At 58.5% G+C, this 22,186-nt stretch carries 26 protein-coding genes and 1 tRNA gene; 14 read left to right on the top strand and 13 right to left on the bottom strand.

The window, feature by feature from the left end; translation table 11 throughout:
- Window positions 1–70: 70 nt before the first annotated feature.
- On the bottom strand, window positions 71–763 hold the full coding sequence (gene ung / locus E3Z29_RS09430; RefSeq protein WP_097086750.1) for a uracil-DNA glycosylase: 693 nt from the start codon (window positions 761–763) through the stop codon (window positions 71–73).
- Window positions 764–895: 132 nt separating this feature from the next.
- Here ung and E3Z29_RS09425 point away from each other — a divergent pair, with 132 nt between their 5' ends.
- Window positions 896–2,008, top strand: coding sequence for an enoyl-CoA hydratase/isomerase family protein (locus tag E3Z29_RS09425; protein ID WP_134785620.1), 1,113 nt, complete (start codon window positions 896–898; stop codon window positions 2,006–2,008).
- A gap of 66 nt (window positions 2,009–2,074) precedes the next feature.
- Here the strand turns inward: E3Z29_RS09425 and E3Z29_RS09420 are convergent, their stop codons facing one another.
- Both E3Z29_RS09420 and E3Z29_RS09415 read right to left on the bottom strand, forming a co-directional pair.
- On the bottom strand, window positions 2,075–2,473 hold the full coding sequence (locus E3Z29_RS09420) for a hypothetical protein (RefSeq protein ID WP_134785619.1): 399 nt from the start codon (window positions 2,471–2,473) through the stop codon (window positions 2,075–2,077).
- A gap of 179 nt (window positions 2,474–2,652) precedes the next feature.
- Window positions 2,653–2,916 (bottom strand): hypothetical protein, encoded by a 264-nt coding sequence (locus E3Z29_RS09415; protein WP_134785618.1) that lies wholly within the window; start codon window positions 2,914–2,916, stop codon window positions 2,653–2,655.
- Window positions 2,917–3,289: 373 nt separating this feature from the next.
- Here E3Z29_RS09415 and E3Z29_RS09410 point away from each other — a divergent pair, with 373 nt between their 5' ends.
- The 7 genes from E3Z29_RS09410 (at window position 3,290) to E3Z29_RS09385 (ending at window position 7,899) form a co-directional block, all read left to right on the top strand.
- Window positions 3,290–3,520, top strand: a complete 231-nt coding sequence (locus tag E3Z29_RS09410) for a cysteine-rich CWC family protein (RefSeq protein ID WP_134785617.1) — start codon at window positions 3,290–3,292, stop codon at window positions 3,518–3,520.
- Window positions 3,521–3,553: 33 nt separating this feature from the next.
- Window positions 3,554–4,246 (top strand): pseudouridine synthase, encoded by a 693-nt coding sequence (locus E3Z29_RS09405; protein WP_098967653.1) that lies wholly within the window; start codon window positions 3,554–3,556, stop codon window positions 4,244–4,246.
- A 316-nt stretch (window positions 4,247–4,562) separates the two neighbouring features.
- Window positions 4,563–5,447, top strand: a complete 885-nt coding sequence (locus E3Z29_RS09400) for an alpha/beta fold hydrolase (RefSeq protein ID WP_098967651.1) — start codon at window positions 4,563–4,565, stop codon at window positions 5,445–5,447.
- A gap of 159 nt (window positions 5,448–5,606) precedes the next feature.
- A tRNA-Gly gene (locus tag E3Z29_RS09395) sits at window positions 5,607–5,680 on the top strand.
- A 366-nt stretch (window positions 5,681–6,046) separates the two neighbouring features.
- Window positions 6,047–6,772, top strand: coding sequence for a zeta toxin family protein (locus E3Z29_RS09390; protein WP_098967650.1), 726 nt, complete (start codon window positions 6,047–6,049; stop codon window positions 6,770–6,772).
- Window positions 6,769–6,927, top strand: coding sequence for a hypothetical protein (locus E3Z29_RS29360; protein WP_167734096.1), 159 nt, complete (start codon window positions 6,769–6,771; stop codon window positions 6,925–6,927). Before E3Z29_RS09390 ends, E3Z29_RS29360 begins: the two co-directional genes overlap by 4 nt.
- Window positions 6,928–7,170: 243 nt before the next feature.
- The gene (locus tag E3Z29_RS09385) at window positions 7,171–7,899 is read left to right on the top strand and encodes a class I SAM-dependent methyltransferase (RefSeq protein ID WP_134785616.1); all 729 of its coding nucleotides are present in this window, start codon (window positions 7,171–7,173) and stop codon (window positions 7,897–7,899) included.
- Between the two features lie 128 nt (window positions 7,900–8,027).
- On the opposite strand, the gene tam is transcribed toward E3Z29_RS09385, so the two are convergent.
- Window positions 8,028–8,798: a trans-aconitate 2-methyltransferase gene (gene tam, locus E3Z29_RS09380; protein ID WP_134785615.1), complete on the bottom strand. Its 771-nt coding sequence runs from the start codon at window positions 8,796–8,798 to the stop codon at window positions 8,028–8,030.
- 187 nt (window positions 8,799–8,985) lie between these two features.
- Between tam and E3Z29_RS09375 the strand changes: the two genes are divergently transcribed.
- Window positions 8,986–9,396 (top strand): low affinity iron permease family protein, encoded by a 411-nt coding sequence (locus tag E3Z29_RS09375; RefSeq protein ID WP_047598058.1) that lies wholly within the window; start codon window positions 8,986–8,988, stop codon window positions 9,394–9,396.
- 100 nt (window positions 9,397–9,496) lie between these two features.
- Here the strand turns inward: E3Z29_RS09375 and E3Z29_RS09370 are convergent, their stop codons facing one another.
- The 8 genes from E3Z29_RS09370 to E3Z29_RS09335 all read right to left on the bottom strand — a co-directional run bounded on the left by E3Z29_RS09370 (window position 9,497) and on the right by E3Z29_RS09335 (window position 15,323).
- Window positions 9,497–10,000, bottom strand: a complete 504-nt coding sequence (locus E3Z29_RS09370; RefSeq protein ID WP_027614439.1) for a DUF4142 domain-containing protein — start codon at window positions 9,998–10,000, stop codon at window positions 9,497–9,499.
- Window positions 10,001–10,075: 75 nt separating this feature from the next.
- Window positions 10,076–10,234, bottom strand: coding sequence for a KGG domain-containing protein (locus E3Z29_RS09365; protein ID WP_003222499.1), 159 nt, complete (start codon window positions 10,232–10,234; stop codon window positions 10,076–10,078).
- A gap of 118 nt (window positions 10,235–10,352) precedes the next feature.
- Window positions 10,353–11,702, bottom strand: coding sequence for a bifunctional diguanylate cyclase/phosphodiesterase (locus tag E3Z29_RS09360; protein ID WP_134785614.1), 1,350 nt, complete (start codon window positions 11,700–11,702; stop codon window positions 10,353–10,355).
- Window positions 11,703–11,781: 79 nt separating this feature from the next.
- On the bottom strand, window positions 11,782–12,420 hold the full coding sequence (locus E3Z29_RS09355; protein ID WP_027614436.1) for a LysE family translocator: 639 nt from the start codon (window positions 12,418–12,420) through the stop codon (window positions 11,782–11,784).
- A 60-nt stretch (window positions 12,421–12,480) separates the two neighbouring features.
- On the bottom strand, window positions 12,481–12,897 hold the full coding sequence (fos, locus tag E3Z29_RS09350) for a fosfomycin resistance glutathione transferase (protein WP_027614435.1): 417 nt from the start codon (window positions 12,895–12,897) through the stop codon (window positions 12,481–12,483).
- A 3-nt stretch (window positions 12,898–12,900) separates the two neighbouring features.
- Window positions 12,901–13,617, bottom strand: coding sequence for a hypothetical protein (locus E3Z29_RS09345; protein ID WP_134785613.1), 717 nt, complete (start codon window positions 13,615–13,617; stop codon window positions 12,901–12,903).
- Between the two features lie 37 nt (window positions 13,618–13,654).
- Complete coding sequence (locus E3Z29_RS09340; protein ID WP_134785612.1) at window positions 13,655–14,389, bottom strand: hypothetical protein; 735 nt, start codon at window positions 14,387–14,389, stop codon at window positions 13,655–13,657.
- 22 nt (window positions 14,390–14,411) lie between these two features.
- A complete protein-coding gene (locus E3Z29_RS09335; protein ID WP_171061893.1) occupies window positions 14,412–15,323 on the bottom strand; it encodes a LysR family transcriptional regulator in 912 nt (303 codons plus the stop codon).
- Between the two features lie 77 nt (window positions 15,324–15,400).
- Here E3Z29_RS09335 and E3Z29_RS09330 point away from each other — a divergent pair, with 77 nt between their 5' ends.
- From E3Z29_RS09330 to E3Z29_RS09315, 4 genes are all read left to right on the top strand, one after another.
- On the top strand, window positions 15,401–15,889 hold the full coding sequence (locus E3Z29_RS09330) for a DMT family transporter (RefSeq protein WP_134785610.1): 489 nt from the start codon (window positions 15,401–15,403) through the stop codon (window positions 15,887–15,889).
- A 73-nt stretch (window positions 15,890–15,962) separates the two neighbouring features.
- Window positions 15,963–17,222 (top strand): IS256 family transposase, encoded by a 1,260-nt coding sequence (locus E3Z29_RS09325; RefSeq protein ID WP_134785609.1) that lies wholly within the window; start codon window positions 15,963–15,965, stop codon window positions 17,220–17,222.
- A 219-nt stretch (window positions 17,223–17,441) separates the two neighbouring features.
- Window positions 17,442–18,677: an aminotransferase class I/II-fold pyridoxal phosphate-dependent enzyme gene (locus E3Z29_RS09320; RefSeq protein ID WP_098967635.1), complete on the top strand. Its 1,236-nt coding sequence runs from the start codon at window positions 17,442–17,444 to the stop codon at window positions 18,675–18,677.
- 14 nt (window positions 18,678–18,691) lie between these two features.
- On the top strand, window positions 18,692–19,858 hold the full coding sequence (locus E3Z29_RS09315; protein WP_098967633.1) for an MFS transporter: 1,167 nt from the start codon (window positions 18,692–18,694) through the stop codon (window positions 19,856–19,858).
- Here E3Z29_RS09315 and yiaY read toward each other — a convergent pair.
- On the bottom strand, window positions 19,855–21,003 hold the full coding sequence (gene yiaY / locus E3Z29_RS09310) for an L-threonine dehydrogenase (RefSeq protein ID WP_096797067.1): 1,149 nt from the start codon (window positions 21,001–21,003) through the stop codon (window positions 19,855–19,857). The two genes, E3Z29_RS09315 and yiaY, sit on opposite strands and share 4 nt — an antisense overlap.
- Before the next feature lie 153 nt (window positions 21,004–21,156).
- Here yiaY and E3Z29_RS09305 point away from each other — a divergent pair, with 153 nt between their 5' ends.
- Window positions 21,157–22,176, top strand: a complete 1,020-nt coding sequence (locus E3Z29_RS09305; protein WP_134785608.1) for a DUF4917 family protein — start codon at window positions 21,157–21,159, stop codon at window positions 22,174–22,176.
- Window positions 22,177–22,186 lie beyond the last annotated feature (10 nt).

Below are 22,186 nucleotides of genomic sequence, written 5' to 3'. Positions count from 1 at the left end.
GGTTATGTGCATGCCGCAAAACCAATGTGGGAGCGGGCTTGCTCGCGAAGCGGCCGGTCCGGTCAGCCGATCAAATCGGCGGCAGCCGCCACTCGATCGGCGCTTCACCATTCTGCTCAAGAAACTTGTTGGTCCGGCTGAAATGCCCGCATCCGAGGAAGCCACGATAAGCCGACAACGGCGATGGATGCACCGACGTCAGCACCAGGTGCTTGGTCGCGTCGATCAGCTTCTGCTTGCTCTGCGCATGCGCGCCCCACAGCATGAACACCAGATGCGGCTGGCGTTCGCTGACCACCTCAATGATCCGGTCGGTGAAGAACTGCCAGCCCTTGTCCTTATGCGCGTTGGCATTGGCCCGCTCGACGGTCATGGTGGTGTTGAGCATCAACACGCCCTGATCGGCCCAGCTCTGCAGGTAGCCGTGGTTGGGGATATCGATGTTCAGGTCGCGTTTCAACTCTTTGTAGATGTTGACCAGCGACGGCGGCGCCGGCACGCCCGGTTGCACCGAGAAGCACAAGCCATGGGCCTGGCCCGGACCGTGGTACGGGTCCTGGCCGAGGATCACCACTTTGACTTTATCCAGCGGCGTCGAATTCAGCGCGTTGAAAATCAGCGGGCCCGGCGGGTAGATTTCCTTGCCGGCCGCCCGCTCCTGCTGCAGAAAATTGCGCAACTCTGCCATATAAGGCTGGTCGAATTCAGCACGCAGTGCCTCCTTCCAGCTCGGTTCGAGTTTGATACGGTCGTCAGCAGTCATGGTCATACCCGGCAAAAACAATGGGGCGAACCCTAGGAAAGCCGACCACGCTTGTCAATTGATCTGACACAGATCCGGCACTTTCCCACACAGCGATCATACTGATCGTTCAAATTCCCGATCGAGGTCACGATGAATCTGCACTTCGAAGAACTCACCGGCACCGACGGCGCCCGCCTCGGGATCGCCAGCCTGGATGCTGAAAAGTCGCTCAACGCGCTGTCCTTGCCGATGATCAACGCCCTGAGCGACAAACTGAACACCTGGGCCAAGGACCCACAAATCGTCTGCGTGCTGCTGCGCGGCAACGGCGCCAAGGCGTTCTGCGCCGGCGGCGAAGTGCGCAGCCTGGTGGAGGCCTGCCGGGCCCATCCCGGTGAAGTCCCGCCACTCGCTGCGCAGTTTTTCGCCGCCGAGTATCGCCTGGACTACAGCTTGCACACCTACCCCAAACCGCTGATTTGCTGGGGCCACGGTTACGTGCTCGGCGGCGGCATGGGCCTGTTGCAAGGCGCGAGCACGCGGATCGTCACGCCGAGCAGTCGCCTGGCGATGCCGGAGATCACCATCGGTCTGTATCCGGACGTCGGGGCCAGTTGGTTTTTGTCACGGTTGCCGGGCAAGCTCGGCTTGTTCCTCGGTCTGACTGGTGCACACATGAACGGCCGCGATGCGATCGATCTGGATCTGGCCGACCGTTTCCTGCTTGAAGAGCAGCAACCGCAGCTGATCGAAGGCCTGCTGCAACTCAACTGGCAGGAACAGACCGACATGCAGCTCAACAGTCTGTTCAAGGCCCTGCAACAGGAAGCCGTCGGGCAGATGCCCGAGGCGCAATGGCTTCCGCGGCGCCAGCAGATCGATGAACTGCTCGACGTCAGCGACGTCACCTGTGCCTGGAAAGCCATCAGCCTGCAACGCGACAGCAGCGACCCGCTGATCGCCCGCGCCGCGAAAACCCTGAGCGAAGGCTCACCGCTGACCGCGCATCTGGTCTGGGAACAAATCCTCCGCGCCCGGTATCTGTCGCTGGCCGAAGTGTTTCAGATGGAATACACACTGAGCCTCAATTGCTGTCGGCACCCGGAATTCAGCGAAGGGGTACGGGCGCGATTGATCGACAAGGATCAGAAACCGCACTGGCATTGGCCGGACATCAATAACGTCCCGGACGCGGTGGTCGAGGCGCATTTTCACAAGGTCTGGGAAGGTCGGCATCCGTTGGCGGATCTGACGCAATACTGAACGCCCGGTAAATCGCAGGCACAAAAAAAGCGGCGCTCAATGCGCCGCTTTTTTGTTTGTGGATGATTACCAGCGACCGCCTCGCCCGCCGTGATCACCGCGGTTACCGTGATGATCACGGCCACCCCGGTCACGATCCCAACCCCCACCACGGTGCCCGTCCCAGCGCCCGCGATCGTTGTCGTGCCAGCGGCGGCTCTCGTAGTAGCGTGGCGCTGGCTGGTAGTAACGCGGCGCCGAGTAGTAACGCGGAGCCGGTTGGTAGTAACGCGGGGCCGCCTGGTAGTAGCGCGGGGCCGAGTAATAGGTGCTGCCGCCGCTGTAATAGGTGCCGCCATTGTTGTAGTACGCCGGAGCGGGTGAGGTGTAGACCTCCGAGCTGTAATAACTGTCTGCGTAGGAGTAGGGAGCGCAACCGGCAACGGAAAACATCATCGCAGCAAGTAGAAGAATTCGTCGATACATGGCGGCCTCCTGGACCGCGGGTAGCCACACCAGCGACGCTGGCAGGCATCAGTCGGTTATTCGGTGACTGACGAAACATCTGACAGCGTTTTCCGAATCTGGTGCGCTTCCGTAACAAGTTGAAACATGTGATTGATGAAATCCTGTTCATTTGGAAACCACTGTCATTCAGCCGCTGATCAGTGGTGCCCACCGTGATAGCCGCCGCCGTGATAACCGCGTCCGTAACCGCCGCGATAGCCGTAGCCGCCGTAGTAATAATGAGCACCGCCGTAGTAACGCGGTCCGTAATATCCGCCGTAGTAATAAGGCGAGTAGTAGCCGGGATAATAAGACGTGGCGGGATAAGCATCGTAGGGACCGGCATAGTAATAACACCCGGACAGGCCTGAACCGAGCACCGCTCCCAGCAGCACTCGACGTAACAGTTTTGAAATACCCATGACGGCCTCCTGAAAGACCCACGGCCGCAGCAGGACAGCGCAGCCGACACAGTTTTGACTGTCAGGTCCGGGGCAAGTGCCGGGCGCGCAAAGGCTTCAGATCAGCGGTGTCAGTCACACTGAAAATCCTCTGTGGGAGCGGGCTTGCTCGCGAAAGCGGTGGGTCAGTGATGAATCACTGACTGACAGGACGCCTTCGCGAGCAAGCCCGCTCCCACTGTTGACCTGCGTAATGCCCAGGAATACATCGGTGCCACCACCGTACATGCTGATGACACCTTGCATACCCTGCTGTCTCGGGCCGATCATGCGATGTAGCAGGCCAGACAAACTGGCCGTAACCGCAATTGCGTGGAAATGCCTTACTCGTCCTATGCCTGATTCCGACATCAAACCCGACCTCTGCCCGGCCTGCGGCGCGCGCAACGACTGCAGCCTGGCTGACCCGCGCACCGCCGACCAGGCTTGCTGGTGCTATGCCGTGAGCATCGATCCGGCAGTGCTTGAAGCCTTGCCCGCAGCGCTGCGCAATCAATCCTGCCTATGCCCGCGCTGCGCTCAGGTCGAAGCGCAACTGCAAGCAGCGGTGCGGCCGATCCCGTAAGATACGCGCCCCTTTATCCGCCGATTCCTGACCATGCGCGTCGACCGTTTCCTCAGCAACCTGCCCCGCTACAACCGTCAGCAGGTTCGCCTGTTGCTGGTGGAAAAGCGCGTGCGGATCGACGGAAAAGTCGTCAGCGACCCGCACAGCGAAGTGTTGGAATTCAGCCGCGTCGAAGTCGACGAAGAAGTCTTGCAACTCGGCAAACCGGCACGCTACTTCATGCTGCACAAGCCGCCGGGGTGCGTCAGTGCCACTCGCGATCCGCAGCACCCGACCGTGCTTGATCTGATCGATGAACCGGACAAGGACGACCTGCACATCGCCGGTCGCCTCGACTTCAACACCACCGGGCTGATGCTGATCACCAACGATGGCGGCTGGTCGCGACGGCTGACCCAACCGCAGACCAAACTGCCGAAGGTCTATTACGTCGAGACCGAACAGGAGATCGGGCCGGAGTATGCAGTCACGTTTGCCGAGGGCATCTACTTCGCCTTCGAAAACCTGACCACGCAACCGGCGCAACTCGATGTACTCGGCCCGCGAGTGGCGCGCCTGAGCATCGTCGAGGGTCGCTACCATCAGGTGAAGCGCATGTTTGGTCACTTCAACAACAAAGTGTTGCGCCTTCACCGCGAATCCATGGGCCCGCTGTCGCTGGATAACGCGCTAAAACCGGGCGAGTACCGCGCTTTGCGCACCGAAGAGATCCATTTGTTCTAAGCCGGCGACCGCTCAGCAGAAGTTGTCGAACAATTTACCAAAGGCACTTGCGCGATCCCTTTCCCACTGCTTGAATCAGGACGTCGGCCAAATTGTGACCGATTAGTCACACCATACCTCTAAGAAACTTTTTGCCGGTCGTCAGCCCTCTGGGTTGCGCCTCAGCCGGCAGACTGCCCGCCAATAACAACACCCGTCGACCGCAGTCATGGATCGACATGGGCCAAGCAAATTCCAGGCGTATGCCTACCTGTCACAAAGCTCGTGCAATCTCTATTTGCGCGCATACCCGCTTGCTTGCCAGGAGTCTTATGACATGAGGCCAGAAATCGCTGTGCTGGATATACAGGGTCAGTATCGGGTTTACACGGAGTTCTATCGCGCAGACGCCGCAGAAAAGACCATCATTCTGGTCAACGGCTCGATGGCCACGACTGCGTCGTTTGCACAGACTGTGAAAAACCTGCACCCGCAATTCAACGTGGTTTGCTACGACCAGCCCTACGCGGGCCGGTCGAAAATCCACAATCGTCACGAGAAACATCTCACCAAGGAAGTCGAAGGGCAGATCCTGCTGGAGCTGATCGACCACTTCGGCGCCGAACATGTGCTGTCGTTTTCCTGGGGCGGCGCAGCCACCCTGGTTGCCCTGGCCCATCAGCCGCGGCGTATCGAGAAAGCCGTGATCAGCTCGTTCTCGCCGGTGATCAACGCACACATGCTTGATTACCTGGAGCGCGGTGTCGATTACCTCGGCCAGCGCGACGGCGACCGCGTCGGGCACCTGGTCAACAGCACTATCGGCAAACACCTGCCGTCACTGTTCAAGCGCTTCAACTATCGCCACGTCAGCAGCCTGGCCGAGCACGAATACGGGCAGATGCACTTCCACATCAGTGACGTGCTGCACAGCGATCGCCAGTGCTATTTGAATGCGGCGAAAAAGATCAACGTGCCGGTGCTGTTCCTCAACGGCGAATGGGATGAATACACCGCCGCCGAAGACGCCCGGATATTCGGCAACCATGTGGCGCACAGCACCTTCACCACGCTGCAGGCCACCGGCCACTTCCTCGACATGGAACACAAGGCTGCATGCCGCGATAGCCAGAACGCCTTGCTCGGTTTCCTGAAACCCTCACCGCAGTCGAGCCGAACGCGTTACGCGTTCGTTCAGGATCACCATGCATTGGCCATTTGAAAAAGCGTCGTCGCGAGCGAGTCTGTGGGGTTGAAAAACCAGCATTGATTGCCCTGCAGATTTGCCCGCGAATGACCGTTTTCAATGCTGTAACGCGCTGCGAGCAAAAGAAAAACTTCAAATCTGCGCCCGACTCTGGTACAAAGTCAGCCGCTCTGAGCGGGTATAGTTTAGTGGCAAAACGAAAGCTTCCCAAGCTTTAGTTGAGGGTTCGATTCCCTCTACCCGCTCCACTCAATCAGGTCCCACGTCGTGTTATGACGGGGGATGCAGGAACAGAAAAAACCGGCCTACAGGGCCGGTTTTTTTGTGTCCGGGATTTGATGTCGGCTACTTGGTCGGCACCGAACCATTATGCAACACACCGTTTATTGCAGATGCACCAGCCCTCTTTACGCTTTGATCGTTACTAACGACGAAGCGCTGCCTGCTCAAAGGGATGATCCCCATGCATGGGCTTCCCAATCGGTATTAGCAGAGCCGCTCTTGGGCTTTGACTGATTGGAAGGCGCGGCAGTTCGGTAAGTCCGAAGCACCGCCGGTAAATCACCTTTCACTCAAGAGGGTTTCCATCAGTGCAGGAAAACAAAAAATCTGGAATGACGGGGGAAGAGCAGGCTATCTGGAATGATGCGATCAGGTTTGCTCGATCAAACAAGAAGGCGATTGGCAAGCGGCTCACGGCGCAAACCAAGTATCCACCCGAAGAAGAACCTGTTTCGGTTTTCATGGCGGGGTCGCCGGGCGCTGGCAAAACGGAGGCGTCATTAGCTCTGCTGAACCTTTTCTCCGATACGCCCATCTTGCGAATTGATCCAGACGAACTCAGATATGAATTTGAAGCCTATCAAGGTGGCAATGCCTGGCTTTTCCAAGGCGCCGTTTCGATTCTGGTTGGAAAGCTGATTGATCTGGCTCTGGATCGAAAGCAATCCTTCCTGTTGGATGGAACACTTTCGAATATCGAAATCGCAAGGAAAAATGTGCAGCGGTGCCTCCACAAAGGGAGATTTGTGCAAATTCTCTACGTCTACCAAGACCCTAGCCTGGCCTGGTCCTTTGTCAGAGCCCGCGAGGAAGTTGAAGGACGCAGGATTCGACCGGAGCATTTCGTCGACCAATACTTTGCAGCGCGTGACGTGGTAAACACGCTTAAGCTAGAGTTTGGCAAAGACCTGCATGTCGATCTGCTTGTGAAGCATATTGATAATTCTGGACGCCTCTACAAGGCTGGTGTCGACAAGATTGACTACCATATCCCCGAGAAGCATACGAGACACGAACTGATGGCCATGCTTGGGATCAATTACGGAGCAACCGCATGAAACTCGGATCCACAAAGGAGTCCACGAGTCCATTCGCAGATTTCATTCGCAATGCGAAATCGGAAGAAAAAAAGCGCGTTTACAGCGAAGTGCTGAGCGAAGCCACCAAAAAACAGAATGATCTGATGTTGGCGGCGCGTGAAAAGCAGACCTGATCACATCACTGATATTCAAAAAGCCCGGCCCTTTGCCGGGCTTTTTTATTCTCACTGTTCCGACATTACAGATCCACAACACACCGACGATTCTCACCTTCCCCACGACCCGCTAGCATTTCCCCCATCACCCACCACCCTCCCCCTGCGCGGCCATCGACGAATACGCGTTTTGACTTTCGAGGGACTCCATGGCGCGGCCTCTGTGCCGCTGATGACCGAACTCAAAAGAGTATTTCCCCCATGACGCAAAATATTTACGACGACCCGGAGTTTTTCCAGGGTTACAGCCAGATGAACCGCTCCATCGGTGGCCTCGATGCCGCGCCGGAGTGGCCGGCACTCAAGGCCTTGCTGCCGTCGATGCACGACTTGAACGTGGTCGACCTCGGCTGCGGCTATGGCTGGTTCAGCCGCTGGGCAAGTGAGCACGGCGCCGCCAATGTGCTGGGGCTGGATGTCTCGGAAAAGATGCTGGAGCGCGCGCGCGAAACCACTGCGGCGGCGAACATTCGCTATGAACGTGCCGACCTTGAACATCTCGACTTGCCGGCCTGCAGTTTCGATCTGGCCTACAGTTCGCTGGCGCTGCACTACATCAAGGATCTGACCGGACTGTTCGCTCATCTGTACGCGGCGTTGAAACCGGGTTCGCATTTTGTGTTCTCCATCGAACACCCGATCTTCATGGCCCCGCGCAATCCAGGCTGGCTGGTCGACAGCGATGGCCACAAGCGCTGGCCGCTGGACAGCTATCAGATGGAGGGCGAGCGGGTGACCCACTGGCTGGCCGACGGGGTGATCAAGCAGCACCGCACGATGGGCACGCTGTTGAATTCGTTGATCGCGGCGGGTTTTGCCATTCGCCATGTCAATGAATGGGGGCCGAGCGATGCGGAGGTGGCGGCGCAACCAGCGCTGGCTGAAGAGCGGGAACGGCCGATGATGATGTTGGTGGCGGTGCAGCGCTAATCTGATCTGAGCAAACAATATGTGGTGAGGGGATTTATCCCCGATGGTTGCGTAGCAACCGCTTAAAGGGCCTGCTGCGCAGTCCATCGGGGATAAATCCCCTCACTACAGGTGGCTGAAGGCTGGCTTCAGCGAGTCGCGACGATGAACAGCCGCGGAAACGGCAACAGCACCGAACGATCAGGCAACGCCGGATACGCCTCGGCAACTGCAGCCAGATACTGCTGGAGATACTGCGCCTGCTCCTCTTCGCTCAGCGGGTTCAAAAACGGAATCAAGCCACTGCCCTTGAACCACTCCACCACCCCCGCCGCTCCACCTGACAACTGATGGTGATAGGTAGTACGCCACACATCGACCCGCGAGCAGTGCGGACGCAACATCGAGAAGTATTCGCTGGCACTCGCCATGTCGGTGCGCTGCCCGGCGGCGCCAGCCAGTTTGGCGGCCCATGGGCCATTGGCGGCGACTTCACGCATCAGTCGGTGGGAAGGCTCGTTGAGGTTATCCGGCATCTGGATCGCCAGACTGCCACCGTCCGAAAGTTTAGCCGCCAACGCCGGCAGCAATGTCGCGTGATCCGGCACCCATTGCAGCACTGCATTGGCGAAGATCACATCGAACGGCCCTTGATCCGCCCAACTATCGATTTCTGCGACCTCGAACTGCAACTGCGGCAGGCGCTTGCGCGCGGCGTTGACCATGTCTGGCGAACTGTCGAGCCCCCTGACCTGGGCCTGCTCAAAACGCTGCACCAGCAGCTCGGTGGAGTTACCCGGACCGCAACCGATATCGACCACCGATCGCGCCTGAACCGTGGGAATCGCCGCCAGCAGATCACGTGCCGGGCGGGTGCGTTCATCTTCGAAAGCGACGTATTGTCTGGCGGACCAACTCATTGCGTTCTCCTGTCGGGACATTCCTGCGGTTCGTCACAATACAGGCAGCGCTGCGCGCAGTTCCAGACAGGCTTATTGCAAGGGATGTCTTCACCCTCACAATTATTGGCAGACGTCATTTGTAAGTAGAATTTTCATCGCGCCCCGGATGTCTGAATTTCAAGCTCTCCCAATAAGGAACATCGCAATGAAATTCGCGAAAATCTCCCAGACCCTGGCCCTCTGGGCCGGTAGCCCGAAAACCTTCATGGGCGCATTGATCCTGATTTTTCTGTGGGGTTTGAGTGGGCCGATTTTTGATTTCAATGACACCTGGCAACTGATCATCAACACCTCGACCACGATCATCACTTTTCTGATGGTGTTCCTGATCCAGAATACGCAGAACCGTGATACCGACATCCTGCATCTGAAGCTTGATGAGTTATTGCGGGTGAACAAGGAAGCGCAGAACGCAATGCTCGGCCTGGAATCGCTGGATCTCAAACAACTCGAGGCGCTGCGCAAGCATTACCGCAGCTTGGGCGAGAGTGAGGTGTTCAACCTTGAAGGGCTGGGGGAGAAGAGCAAGCCGAAGCAGGATTTGAATGACTGCTAAGTAAAGTTGAACAAAGCAAAAGATCGCAGCCTGCGGCAGTTCCTACACCGTTCTATGTAGGAGCTGCCGCAGGCTGCGATCTTTTGATTGGCAGTTGGTGTCAGCGACTGGCTTGCAGCGCCCGCGCCATTTCCAGATGGCTTTGCAGTTTTGGCAGTGTCTCGTCGGCAAAGGCCTTGATTTCCGGCACGTCGGTAGACTGCGCTTCCTGCTGGATCTGCTGGATGGCCTCTTCGGTCGCCTTCACCTGGCTCGCGGCGTAGGCCTGGTCAAAGGTTTCACCGTCTTTGACCTGAGGAATCATGGTCTTGGCCTTGTCGGCGATTTCTTCACGGGGCGCGACCGGCAGATCGAGTTTCTTCGCGATCTTCGCCAGATGCTGGTTGGCCGTGGTGCGGTCATTGATCACGACAATGGTGTAATCCTTGACCTCTTTGGATTCGGATTTCTGGTGCGCCAGACGGCTGGCTTCGATGTCGGCCATGCCTTTGGCGGACGCATCGTTGATGAAGTCGGCAGGCGACTGGGCGAATGCTGTGCCCGCGAACAATCCCAACAGTGTGGCAAAACTGAAACGACGTATCTGGGTGGCCATCCGGCTCATGGTCGCGCCCTCCTATCTCTGCAAATTCAAGCGGGGGCTTGCGCCCCCGCCTCTCAATCAAAACTACCTCACCGACTACTTCGACTTCTGAGCTGGCTTGCGGCCCATTTCGGTTTTCGCAGGCTCTTTGTCGACCGTCGTGGTGGTGGTTTTCCCACCTTTGCGACCGGCTTCAGACGCCTTGGTTCGATCGTTGGCGAAGTTTCCCGAGTTCGAGTTTCTTGAATTAGGCATGATTCTCTTCCTCTTGGTGTTGATCGTTGGCGAGCAGATGCCCGCCTAGATTGAGAATTGCCGGACTGCCAAAGGTTTAGAAAAGTTGCCCGCGCCGCGACGAACGGCGCGCACTGTTTCAGCTATCCACCGCCCGATGATTGAGGCGTTTGGCGGCGTACATCGCTTGGTCGGCATGCCGGAACAATTGTTGCTCCTCACTGCCATGTTCGGGATAACGGGCCACGCCGATGCTCGGTTCGATGTACAGGTTGTGACCGTCCAGGCGCATCGGCTGCACCAGCACCTGGCGGATTTTTCCGGCCACGATGTCGGCGTCTTCAGCGGCGTGAACGCTGTGCAACAGCACCACGAATTCGTCGCCACCGATGCGCGCCACGGTATCGGTGTCGCGTACGCAGCCCTTGAGCCGACTCGCCACCGTTTGCAGCAGCATGTCGCCGACCGCATGGCCAAAGGTGTCGTTGACCTGTTTGAAACGATCCAGATCGACATACAGCAGCGCCATGTTTCCCGAGGTTTCACGGGCAGCGGCCAGCGCAGCCTTGAGGCGGTCTTTGAGCAACCCGCGATTGGGCAACTGGGTCAGTTGATCGTATTGCGCCATGCGCTTGAGCCGCGCGTGCAGCTGCTGGCGCTCGATGGCGGTGGCGACCTGGGCGCAGACGTATTGCAGCAGTTCCTTGTCCTGCTCGGTATAACGCTCACCGCCCGGCAGGCTTTTGACGATCAGCGCACCGATGGTGCCGTTCTTCGAATTCAGCGGCACACCGAGCCAGCACGGTGAGTCCTGCCCCGCCACCAGCGCGGCGAAGTCGGGCGAGGCGTCGGGGCTGTCCGGCGTCAGCAGAATCGGCTGACCGCTGCGGATGACCTCCGCACACAAACGCCCGGTAACGGTGCCCGGTTGCTCGGGCTGCAATTCGTGATCGTCGACGTGATAGGGAAAATTCAGCTGCGCACAGTGCTCGTCGTACAGCGCCACGGAGAAATTCAGCGCCGGCAGCCATTCGCCGATGATCAGGTGGATGCGTTTGAACAGCGCCAGCAAGTCTTCGGCGACATGCGCCGCCTCGGAAATCGCATACAGCGCAGCCTGACGCGATTCCGCCTGCTTGCGCTCGGTGATGTCGCGGGCCACGGCGATGCGTAGCTGATCGACCTCCGACCAGCGCGCCGACCAGAGGATGTTGACGATGCGGCCATCCTTGCGCACGTAACGGTTTTCAAAGTTGTGCTTGGGTTCGCCGCTCATGATGTCGTGGGCGGCGGCCAAGGTGCGCTGGCGGTCTGCGGGATGCACCAGTTCGATCATCGAACGGCCGATCAACTCGTCAGGCGTATAACCAAAAATACGCTCGCAGGCAGCACTGACAAAAACGAAACGGCCCTGCCTGTCCACCGCGCAGACGGCATCGAGCAACAGGTCCATATAACTCGCCAACGGCGCGGAATTTCGGCTTTCCATGGTTCAGCGTGGGTGTCCGGACAATGCAGCACTGTTCAACCATCCCTGACCCTTTGTTCACGCATCCCTGCACACAACTTCAAGCCTTGTTCGGCAGCAATCCCGGTAGTGCGTGCATCAGTGCGTTGATCGCAAAACCGATGAACATCACGCCACACAAACGCGTGATCATCAGCTCGTGGCGCTGATACAGCGTGCGCACCCGTCGGGCGCCGACAACGCCGATCAAGATAGCGTAAGCCAGCAATCCGCCGAGAAAGCTCAGGGCGATCAGCGCCGGCAACATCGACCAGTTGAGCAGTTCGGCGCGGCTCGACAGCAGCGCGGTAAACGTCGCCACCGCCACCGGGTACGCCTTGGGATTGGTCAGGCCGAACAGGATGCCGTGCCAGAACGGCTGACGCGCCGCGCCCTGCGGCTGATCAGCGCTGCGCCGCTGGGCTCGCACTGCGCGCCAGCCAAGCCAGAACAGGTACAAGCCGCTGAGCACACCCAGCACATCGAATGCGGTGCTGCCGATCTCGCGGGCACCGACGATGGCGATCAGCGCGGTGCTGCACCAGACCACATCGCCAAGCAAATGCCCACAGAGAAACCCGGCCCCGGCCCGTCGCCCATGCGCCGCGCCAATGCCGAACACTGCCAGAACGCCCGGCCCGGGCGTGATGCCGTAAATGAAACCCGAGGCCAGAACGGCCATTAGCAGCGATGGAGTCATGAAAAACCTGCTGGCGCCAGTACAAATGATGGCCAGTCTATATCAGCCCAATGTGTCTGATCACGACGCGTCGTAAAAACGCATGCCCGTGTACGGTTTCAACCGACAGGCTGCCAGTCGCGAAGCCAGATCACCGACGTGAACCTCAAGCTTGTGGCCATCAGGGTCAAGAAAGTAGAACGACGCACCTTCGCTGCGGTTGTCGCGCCATTCCTTCACATTCGCCGCTTTTAGCGTCTGCACAAACAACGGAAAATCTGCCTCGGCGAGGCTGAACGCGTAATGGGTGTAGTCGACAGACGGCTCGGTGGTGCGCTGCGCATCCAGCGACAGACACAACCACAGCCCCGGCAGCGACAGATAGGCACCGGCGTCCCACGAGGCTTCGACGCGCAGACCCAATACATCGCGATAGAACGCCAGGCTGCGGGGCAAATCACTGACGGCGAGGGTCAGGTGGTTGAGGCCGGTGAGCATGGTTCAGTAACCTCTGAGATCTTCAGGGACGTTGTACTGCTGGCCATCGTACGTCAGGGTGATCTGTTTTTTCTTCAGGTCGGTGTTTGTCGAAACGCACTGATTGCCGGACTTGGTGTTTTTCATTTTGCTGCCGGTGGTGGTGACGATCAGATCGGCGAAACCATTGTGGCTCGTTGGAGCGATCTCGAGGGTCCGGCGGATTTTTTTGCTGTAGCCCTCGCAGTCATTCACGAACTCACCGTTGTCCTTGAAGACCACCAGGCCTTCAAGCACCGGACGCAACTCGTCGCCCTCGCGAACATACAGCGCCAGATCGGTTTTCTCGTAGGGAATGGCATGGGAACTGTGGACGAACTTCGCGCGCAGACCAAAAGCGCGGATATCCGGCGTCAATCGGTAGCGCGCCGTATCGATGCGTACATCATCCAGGCGCACGGCATCAGAGTTGTAAGCGCCCGGTTTACGGTAGGTGGCGATCGGTTTGGCGTTGCTCGCATTGAGCAGCGCCAGATCCAGATCGAACGCCCCGGCATCGTCGCCGCCAGAATCGGCCAGATAGGTGGATTTGACCGAAATCGCCTGACTCGGGAACGCCGGCCAGACGTTGCAGCGTGACATGGATTTGCCGTCGAAACTCTTGGTGGTGCAGGCGGCGTGGACTTGGGTGGTGATGGCCAGCAAACCGAGGGCGATCAGGAGTCTGGTGGGGTTAAGCATGGTTCTTCCTTGATAAGTGTCGTATTTGGCTAGCGGGTTACAGGCCTTGGAAACCGTTTGGCAAAACGTAGGATTTTCCGTCGTAGTGCAATGTTGTCAAAACGGGTTTGTTGTCAGTGGTTTTAGTTTTACATGCGTCTCCCGTCCCCACACTTGTTGTGTCTTTCTCCAAGGTTTTGACAATCAGATCTGCATAGCCGTGAGAGCTCGTTTTAGCGATTTCTACCGTTCTTGAAATCTCATATCGCTCGCCTTCGCAGTCACCATCCCACTCGCCGCCATACCGATAAACCACTAATTTATCCAATACCGGGCGCAATTTTTCGCCCTCTTTCACGTAGAGCGAAAGCAGGTTTTCTTCCATCGGATTGATCCGGGATCCATTAGTGGATAACGCACGTACGCCAAAGGCACGAAGTTCGGCAGTCAGTGCGTAGCGAGCCGTATCGAGCGTTATTTCTCGCAAACTGACGCCATCCAATACAAATGCAGCCGCTTTGTAATAAGTCGCAATGGGCTTCGATTGAGCGGTGTCCAGAACGGACAAGTCGAAATCGTAGGTACTCAGCGCTTCTGGGTCATCAGATGGGGATCCGCGCTTAAACTGTGCAGTGGCGTTGATGGTTAATCCTGGATATGCAGGCCACTCCTTGCAGACAGAAAGATCCAGATCTCCTGCCATCGGTGTTGGTACGCAATCAGCCAATACCTGACCTGCCATCAACCACCCACTCAGGGCCACCCAGCCGATCCATCCAGACTTCACTGTCACATCCCACTCCTTGATAACGTTTTCAGCCGCGCACTATCCCCTCCTCAATCCGGCGATTCAACCAGTTCAACGCCTGATCCCCACCCCGGCGCTTATGCCACGCCAGCACAAACGTGAACGGCGCGATCTCGAACGGTGGCGGCAGCACGATCAGCTCCTGTTGATCAATCTCGCGCACGCTGCGTGACGACACCGTGAGAATCAGATCCGTACCGCTGATCAACTGCGGCGCGACGTTCCAGTGCGGCAGGCTGATGGCGACGCGGCGGCGTTCGCGCAATGAGGTCAGCGCCCGTTCGATTTCCGGGGTGCCGCTGCCGCGCATTTCCAGCAGAACATGCGGGCGCGACAGGTAGGTCGGCAAATCCAGTACGCCGTCGGCCGGCAAGCTGCGGCGATCCAGCAGGCAGACGTAGCGTTCTTCAAACAGCAAAGTGCTGCGCAATTCGTTGGGCATTTCCGGGAACACCCCGGCGGCCACGTCGATGTCACCGTTGAGCACACCCTCCAGCATGCCCTCGCGGCTGGCATGGCTGATTTGCAGGTCGATGCCCGGGGCCTCGCGGCGCAAGGTGCGGATCAGCCCGGGCAGGATGATGGCCGCGCCGTAGTCGGACATCGCCACACGAAAGGTTCGCCGCGCAGTGGCCGGATCGAACGTGTTCGGCGCCAGCAGCGACTGCACCTGGGCCAACGCTTCGGCCAGTGGCGCAACCAGTTCCAGCGCCCGCGCCGTGGGCACCAGCGTCGAACCGGCGCGCACCAGCAGCGGATCGCCGAGCAAGTCGCGCAGACGCGCCAGCGCATGGCTGACCGCCGGTTGACTCAGGTGCAGCCGCTCAGCAGCGCGGGTGACGTGTTGCTCGCTGAGCAAGGCATCGAGGACCACCAGCAGGTTCAAATCAATACGGCGTAGATCATTCATCTCGTGCATGTTCTGGATGATAAAACGGAATTTAAATCTGCGCGACGAATACTCTAGAGTCCAGAAAAACCTGTTGGAGAGTGATCATGAGTACGTTGCAGTGGGTCGGTTTATTGCTGCTGGCCGCGTTTGCCGGCGCGGTGGTGCCGTTTCAGAGTGCGATCAACAGCAACCTGGCGCGGGGCCTCGGCCATCCGCTATGGGCAACGTTGGCCTCATTGCTGGTGAGTGTTTTGGTGCTGTTGCCGGTGATTCTGGCGTTGCGCCTGCCGCTGCCGTCGCTGGGTTTTATCAGCAAGGCGCCGTTGTGGATGTGGGCTGGCGGTGCGTTCGGCGTGTGCTTTGTGGCGCTGGCGGTGATGTTGCTGCCGAAGCTCGGCGCGTCGGGGTTTGTTGCGCTGGCGTTGGCCGGGCAGGTGATTGCGTCGATGGTGCTGGATCACTTCGGGTTGTTTGGGCTGGTGGAGAAACAGCTGTCGATGTCGCGGGTGTTGGGCGCGTTGTTGCTGATTGGCGGGGTGGTGTTGATTCAGTTTGGTGGGGCGGCGAGCAGGAATCTGGCACCTGCCGGGTAGGATTCGGAGGCGCCCGACACCGGGAGTGTCATAAATTTTGTGTTCGGGCATAACATGTCGCAGAGGTGCATGTATGCCGACCAAAAAGAGACCGGCCCGAGAGGCCCAGCGTGACCTTCCTTCCATTCCCCAAGAGCTGATCGACCAGTTCGTCAGCGGCCCGATGAGTGCCGACGCTATTCAGGATGCCGCGATGGCGTTTAAGAAAGCGCTGATCGAGCGAGCCCTTGGCGCCGAGATGGGGCACCACCTTGGTTATCCTCAGGGCGCGGAGCGCCCTGAGGATTCGAGTAATCAGCGTAATGGCAGAAGCAGCAAGACCGTGCTGACCGAAGACGGCCCGTTGCGTCTGGATATTCCCAGAGACCGCGACGGCAGTTTCGCCCCGATCCTGATCCCCAAGCACGAGCGCCGTTTCACGGGTTTCGACGACAAAATCATCGCCATGTATGCCCGTGGCATGAGCGTTCGCGAGATTCGTGCTTTCCTCTCGGAACAGTACGGCACAGATGTCTCTCATGACTTCATCAGCTCCGTCACCGATGCGGTTCTGGAGGAAGTCAGTACCTGGCAGCAACGCCCGCTTGAGCCCATGTATCCGGTCATTTTCTTCGATGCTCTGCGGGTCAAGATCCGTGACGAAGGCGTGGTTCGCAATAAGGCCATCTACTTGGCTCTGGGCGTGCTGCCGGATGGGACCCGAGATATTTTGGGGATCTGGATCGAGAACACTGAAGGTGCCAAGTTCTGGATGAAGGTCTTCAATGACCTCAAAACCCGGGGCGTCGAAGACGTGCTGATCGCGGTAACTGACGGGCTCAAAGGTATGCCGGAGGCTTTGAGTGCGGTGTTTCCAGAGACAACGCTGCAGACATGCATCGTCCATTTGATCCGCAACAGCCTTGATTACGCGGCGTGGGACAAGCGCCGTGAACTGGCCAAGGCCCTTAAGCCGATTTATCAAGCTCTCAATGCCGATGTCGCCGAACAGGCTCTGGACGCCTTCGAAGCGGGGCCGTGGGGCAAGCAGTATCCGACGATAGCGGCGGCTTGGAGACGCGCCTGGGAGCGGGTTATCCCATTTTTCGTGTTCCCACCCGCGATACGCAAAGTGATCTACACCACCAACGCGATCGAAAGCATCAATTCGCAGTTACGCAAGATCATCAAGACAAGAGGCCACTTTCCAACCGATGAGGCGGCGACAAAACTGATCTGGCTGGCGCTGAAAAACATCACCGCCAACTGGGGCAGCGCCGCCCATGACTGGAAAAGCGCCATGAATCAGTTTGCGGTTTTATATGGAGACCGATTCATCAGGCCGAACTGGTGAAATGAAGGCCTGCCTGACGGCAGGCCATTACCGGCCCGCACACAAAAAATCTGACACTCTCCCGACACCGCATCAGAACATCGCCCTACAAGCAAATATCCAATTCCGCTCAGTATTGCAGGAAGTGTCTGATTCAGGCCCGAAGTCGTGTTCCGTAAAGTCTGGCAATACACACAAATTGCAACGACCCACGGATTGCCACGCTTAAGGGATGCCCTGATGAACCATATACAGCAAGCACCAAACCTTTATTCCAATTATCGAAAAGTCATCGCCCTGGCGAACCAGGACTGGGAAAACGCCGAGCTCGGCAAAGTCGCCGGGCTCAATGTCGAGGTCATGGGTTCCAACCACCTGCTCGATCAATACGGACGGGAGTTACAACACTTCTGTACCACGTCCTACCTTGGCCTTGATCACCACCCAGCCCTGCTCCAAGGTGCAATCGCCGCACTGCAGGAAACTGGCACCCTGCGCGTCGCCAACTCGAAAAATCGCTGCAAGCTGGGGATTCTCGAAAAATACGAAACCGAGCTTTCGCAGTTGTTCGATGCAGTGTGCCTGACGACCCTGTCCTGCAGCGCTGCAAGTGCGGGGATCTTGCCGCTGCTGGCCAGCGGTGTATTGACCGAGAATCGCCCGCCAGTGATGGTCTTTGACCGTCAGGCGCATTACTCGATGAATCACTTGAAAGCTGCATGCGCCGACGAAACCCGTGTGATGACCTGTCCGCACAACGATATGAATTTTCTAGAAAAGATCTGCCAGCAATATGGTCGTGTGGCCTATATTGGCGATGGCGCCTACAGCATGGGCGGTGTGTCCAACATGGAAGGCCTGCTGTACCTCAAGGATCGTTACGGGCTGTTTCTTTATCTGGATGATTCACACGCGTTGTCAGCCGTGGGCCATAACGGCGTCGGTCTGATACGCCCGAGAATCCAGACGCTGGAAGATGACTGCGTGATCGTCGCGTCGCTGGCCAAGTCATTTGGCGCCAGTGGTGGACTGGTGATGCTTGGCAACCAGCGCCAGAAAAAAATCATCCAGCGTTATGGCGGCCCGAGCAATTGGTCACAAAGTCTCAACTGTGCGGCAATCGGCGCCGGACGAGCGTCAATTCGTCTACATTACACCGCCGAATTCGCCGCTCTACAGGCCTGCCTCCAGGCTAATATCCGCCTCTTCGACAGTTTGATCAGTACAGAGCAATGCCACAGCGCGATGGCAATCCGCTTGATCGACTGCGGCCAGGCGGATCTGGCCAATCGCATCGCCAGCGAGCTGGCCGAGCAAGGCTTTTTCACCAGCGCAGTATTTTTCCCGGTAGTTGCCCAAGGTAAAGCGGCCATTCGGGTAACCTTGCGTGCTGATATGGAGCCGTCGCTGATCCGACGTTTCTGCGATGTAGTCAGCGAATTGTTGCGCACACACCGCGTCGATTTCGACATCTGAGCCAGGGACGATCGATGAACGCCAGCGCCACCCTTCTTATCACCTGCTGCACTGTGTTCCTCGCACAGTTGGGCATGAGTATTTACCTGCCAGCGCTGCCGGAGATTGCCGGCCATCTGCATGCAGGGCCTGCGCAAGTGGCGTGGGGTTTATCGATTTATCTGGTCGGCATGGCGCTGCCAATGCTGCTTTGGGGATCACTGGCCCAGCGTATCGGGCGCAAACCTGTGTTACTCGCAGCATTGGGGCTGTATGGCGCGGCGAACCTGGCGTTGCCGCTGGGTTCGACGCTGGAGTCGTTCCTGTTACTGCGCCTGATTCAGGGCGTCGGCGCCAGCGGGATTTCGGTGATGGCACGGGTGCTGATTCGCGACAGTTTTCGCGGCGACCTGCTGGCCAAAGCATTGTCATGGATTTCGATTTCGTTCGTGGTGGCTCTAGGCATCGGCCAGTACCTGGGTTCGATCATTCAGGTCACGCTGGGCTGGCAGGCAATCTTCTACTTGCTCGGCATCACGTGCCTGCTGATGGCCATGATCGTATTCCGGGTCAATTTTGCGACATTGGAGGAGGCGCAAACCAATGCTTCGGCATGGCTGATTTACCGGCGCATCCTGATCCATCGCGCGTTCCTGTTGCCGGCACTGGCCGGAGGCCTCGGCTACGGGGTGATCATCGCCTTCAACACGGCTGCGCCACTGATCCTGCAAGGACCGTTCAATTGGTCTACGGTGGATTACGGTCTGCTCGGCTGGCCGATCAGTGCGGCATACTTTCTCGGGGCACTGGTGGTCAATCGCTTCGTTCTGCGCACGGGTCAACACCGGTTGATGACGTTGGGCGTGGTGCTGGTGATGGCGGGGTGCGGAGTAATGCTGCTGGGCAGTCTGACAGCCAGTTCCATCGCGCTGATGCTGTGGCTGCCCTATTGCGTAGCGGTGTTCGGACAATCGCTGAACTACCCGATCAGCCTGTCCCGTGCCAACGATGGCGCACCGATTGCGGGTGCTTACGCAATGGCGTTGAGCGGATTTATTCATCAACTGATGGCGGCAATGATCGGCGCGATTGCCAGTCTTGTCGCTAGCCCTTCGGCGTGGCCGCTGGCACTGTTATGCAGTTTGCTTGCAGTCGGCGCGATGCTCTGTGTGACATTCACGCCGACGCGCGTCAGCCCTTAAAACGCATTACGGAAAATCTCCTCGATCTGCCGCTGATCCGCCGCCCGTGGGTTGGTCAGGCCGCATGCATCTTTCAACGCATTGGTGGCAAGCACTGGAATGTCGCTGAGCTTGGCGCCTAGTTCACGCAGGCCACCCGGGATCTCGACGTCCTTGGCCAGACAACGGATCGCGTTGATCGCCGCCTGAGCGCCCTCTTCCGGGCTGAAACCACGGATGTCCGCACCCATGGCGTGGGCGACGTCAGTCAGGCGTTCGGCACAGATCAACGCGTTGAAGGTCTGCACATGCGGCAGCAGCACGGCGTTGCACACGCCATGGGGCAAGTCGTAGAAACCGCCCAACTGGTGGGCCATCGCGTGCACGTAGCCAAGCGACGCGTTGTTGAACGCCATGCCGGCGAGGAACTGCGCGTAAGCCATGTTCTCGCGCGCCGCAAGGTCGCTGCCGTCACGCACCGCCAGGCGCAGGTTGTTGCTGATCAGGGTCATGGCCTTCAGCGCGCAAGCGTCGGTGATCGGGTTGGCCGCAGTCGAAACGTAGGCTTCGATGGCGTGGGTCAGTGCGTCCATGCCGGTGGCGGCCGTCAGGCTTTTCGGCATGGCGACCATCAGGGCCGGGTCGTTGACCGACAGCAGCGGCGTGACGTTGCGGTCGACGATGGCCATTTTCACGTGGCGCGATTCGTCGGTGATGATGCAGAAACGGGTCATCTCGCTGGCAGTGCCGGCGGTGGTGTTGATGGCGATCAGCGGCAACTGCGGCTTGCTCGATTGATCGACGCCTTCGTAGTCGCGGATCTGCCCGCCGTTGGTCGCACACAGAGCAATGCCCTTGGCGCAGTCATGGGGCGAACCGCCGCCCAGCGACACCACGAAATCGCAGCGACTGTCCTTGAGCAGCGCCAACCCGGCCTCGACATTGGCAATGCTCGGATTCGGTTTGGCGCCGTCGAAGATCACCGAATCGATGTCCTGCATCGCCAGTTTTTCGGCAAGCATGGTCGCCACGCCGGCCTTGGCCAGCCCCGCGTCGGTGACGATCAGCGCCTTGCGAAACCCATAGTTGCGGATCGCAACCATGGCCTCGTCGAGGCATCCGTTGCCCATGATGTTTACGGCCGGAATGAAAAAGGTGCTGCTCATGCGCGTCTCCTGACTGGAGCCGAATCGACTGCTCCGATACGGCGGATGTGCACAGGATTGACCGATCGGTCACCACCGATGTTGATCTGGCTCAATGCCCGCTCGTGATAAAGTCGCCGTCCATCCGCCCTTTGTTTTGAGACTGCCCACGCAATGACCGATTTTCTGGACGTCGATGCCACCCTCGAAGACTGGAGCGCCCTGCGCGCCACCGCCGACTTCAACGGTCTGCTGGTGGGCAATGGCGCCAGCCGCGCGGTGTGGGACGATTTTGGCTATGACTCGCTGTTCGAAAACGCGCGCACCGTGGAAGAGAAACCACTGAGTCCGTCGGAACTGAGCGTGTTCGACGCGATGCAGACGCGCAGCTTCGAGCAGGTGCTCGGTGCGCTGAAAACCACCAGCCGGGTCAACAAGGCCCTGGCCGTCAGTTCGGCGGCACCGCGCAATCGCTACTACGCGATCAAGGAAGCGCTGATCAACACCGTACACGCCGTGCACATTCCCTGGCGCCTGGTGCAGGCCCCGACTCTGGCCACGCTCAATGAAGAACTGGCGCGGTATCGCACGGTGTTCACCACCAATTACGACCTGCTCAGCTACTGGGCGATCCAGCACCGCAGCGAGGCGATCGACGACCTGTTCAACGGTCCCGATGCCAGTTTCGATCTGAGCGCAAGCAGCAGCGCCAAACCGCGTCTGCTGTACCTGCACGGCGGTCTGCACCTGGTGCGCAATCAGGACGGCACCGCGCGCAAACTGACCTCGACCGAGGGCACCCTGCTCGGCAGTTTTGCGATCAACAACACGATCAAGACGCTCGACGACGTGCCGCTGTTCGTCAACGAAGGGCCGAGCGCAGACAAGCTCAAGACCATTCGCAGCTCGGATTATCTGTCGTTCTGTTATGAGCAGTTATTGGGACACGCGGATAACCTGTGCATCTTCGGGCATGCGTTGGGCGAGCAGGATGCTCACATCGTCAGGGCGCTGCGCCTGGCGAAACCGGCGAGCGTGGCGATCTCGATTTATCCGCGCAGTGCGGCGTTCATTCAGCACCAGAAGCGGCATTACGCGAAGGTGTTCGAGGGCACCGGAGTTGTGTTGCGGTTTTTTGATGCGAAGACGCATGCGTTGGGGAGTCCGAAGCTTTCGGTTCCCGTCGAGATTTGATGTAAGCAGT

Source organism: Pseudomonas sp. S150, from assembly GCF_004526365.1.
GTDB classification, from domain to species: domain Bacteria; phylum Pseudomonadota; class Gammaproteobacteria; order Pseudomonadales; family Pseudomonadaceae; genus Aquipseudomonas; species Aquipseudomonas putida_A.
This window is presented reverse-complemented; position numbering and strand designations above follow the sequence as displayed.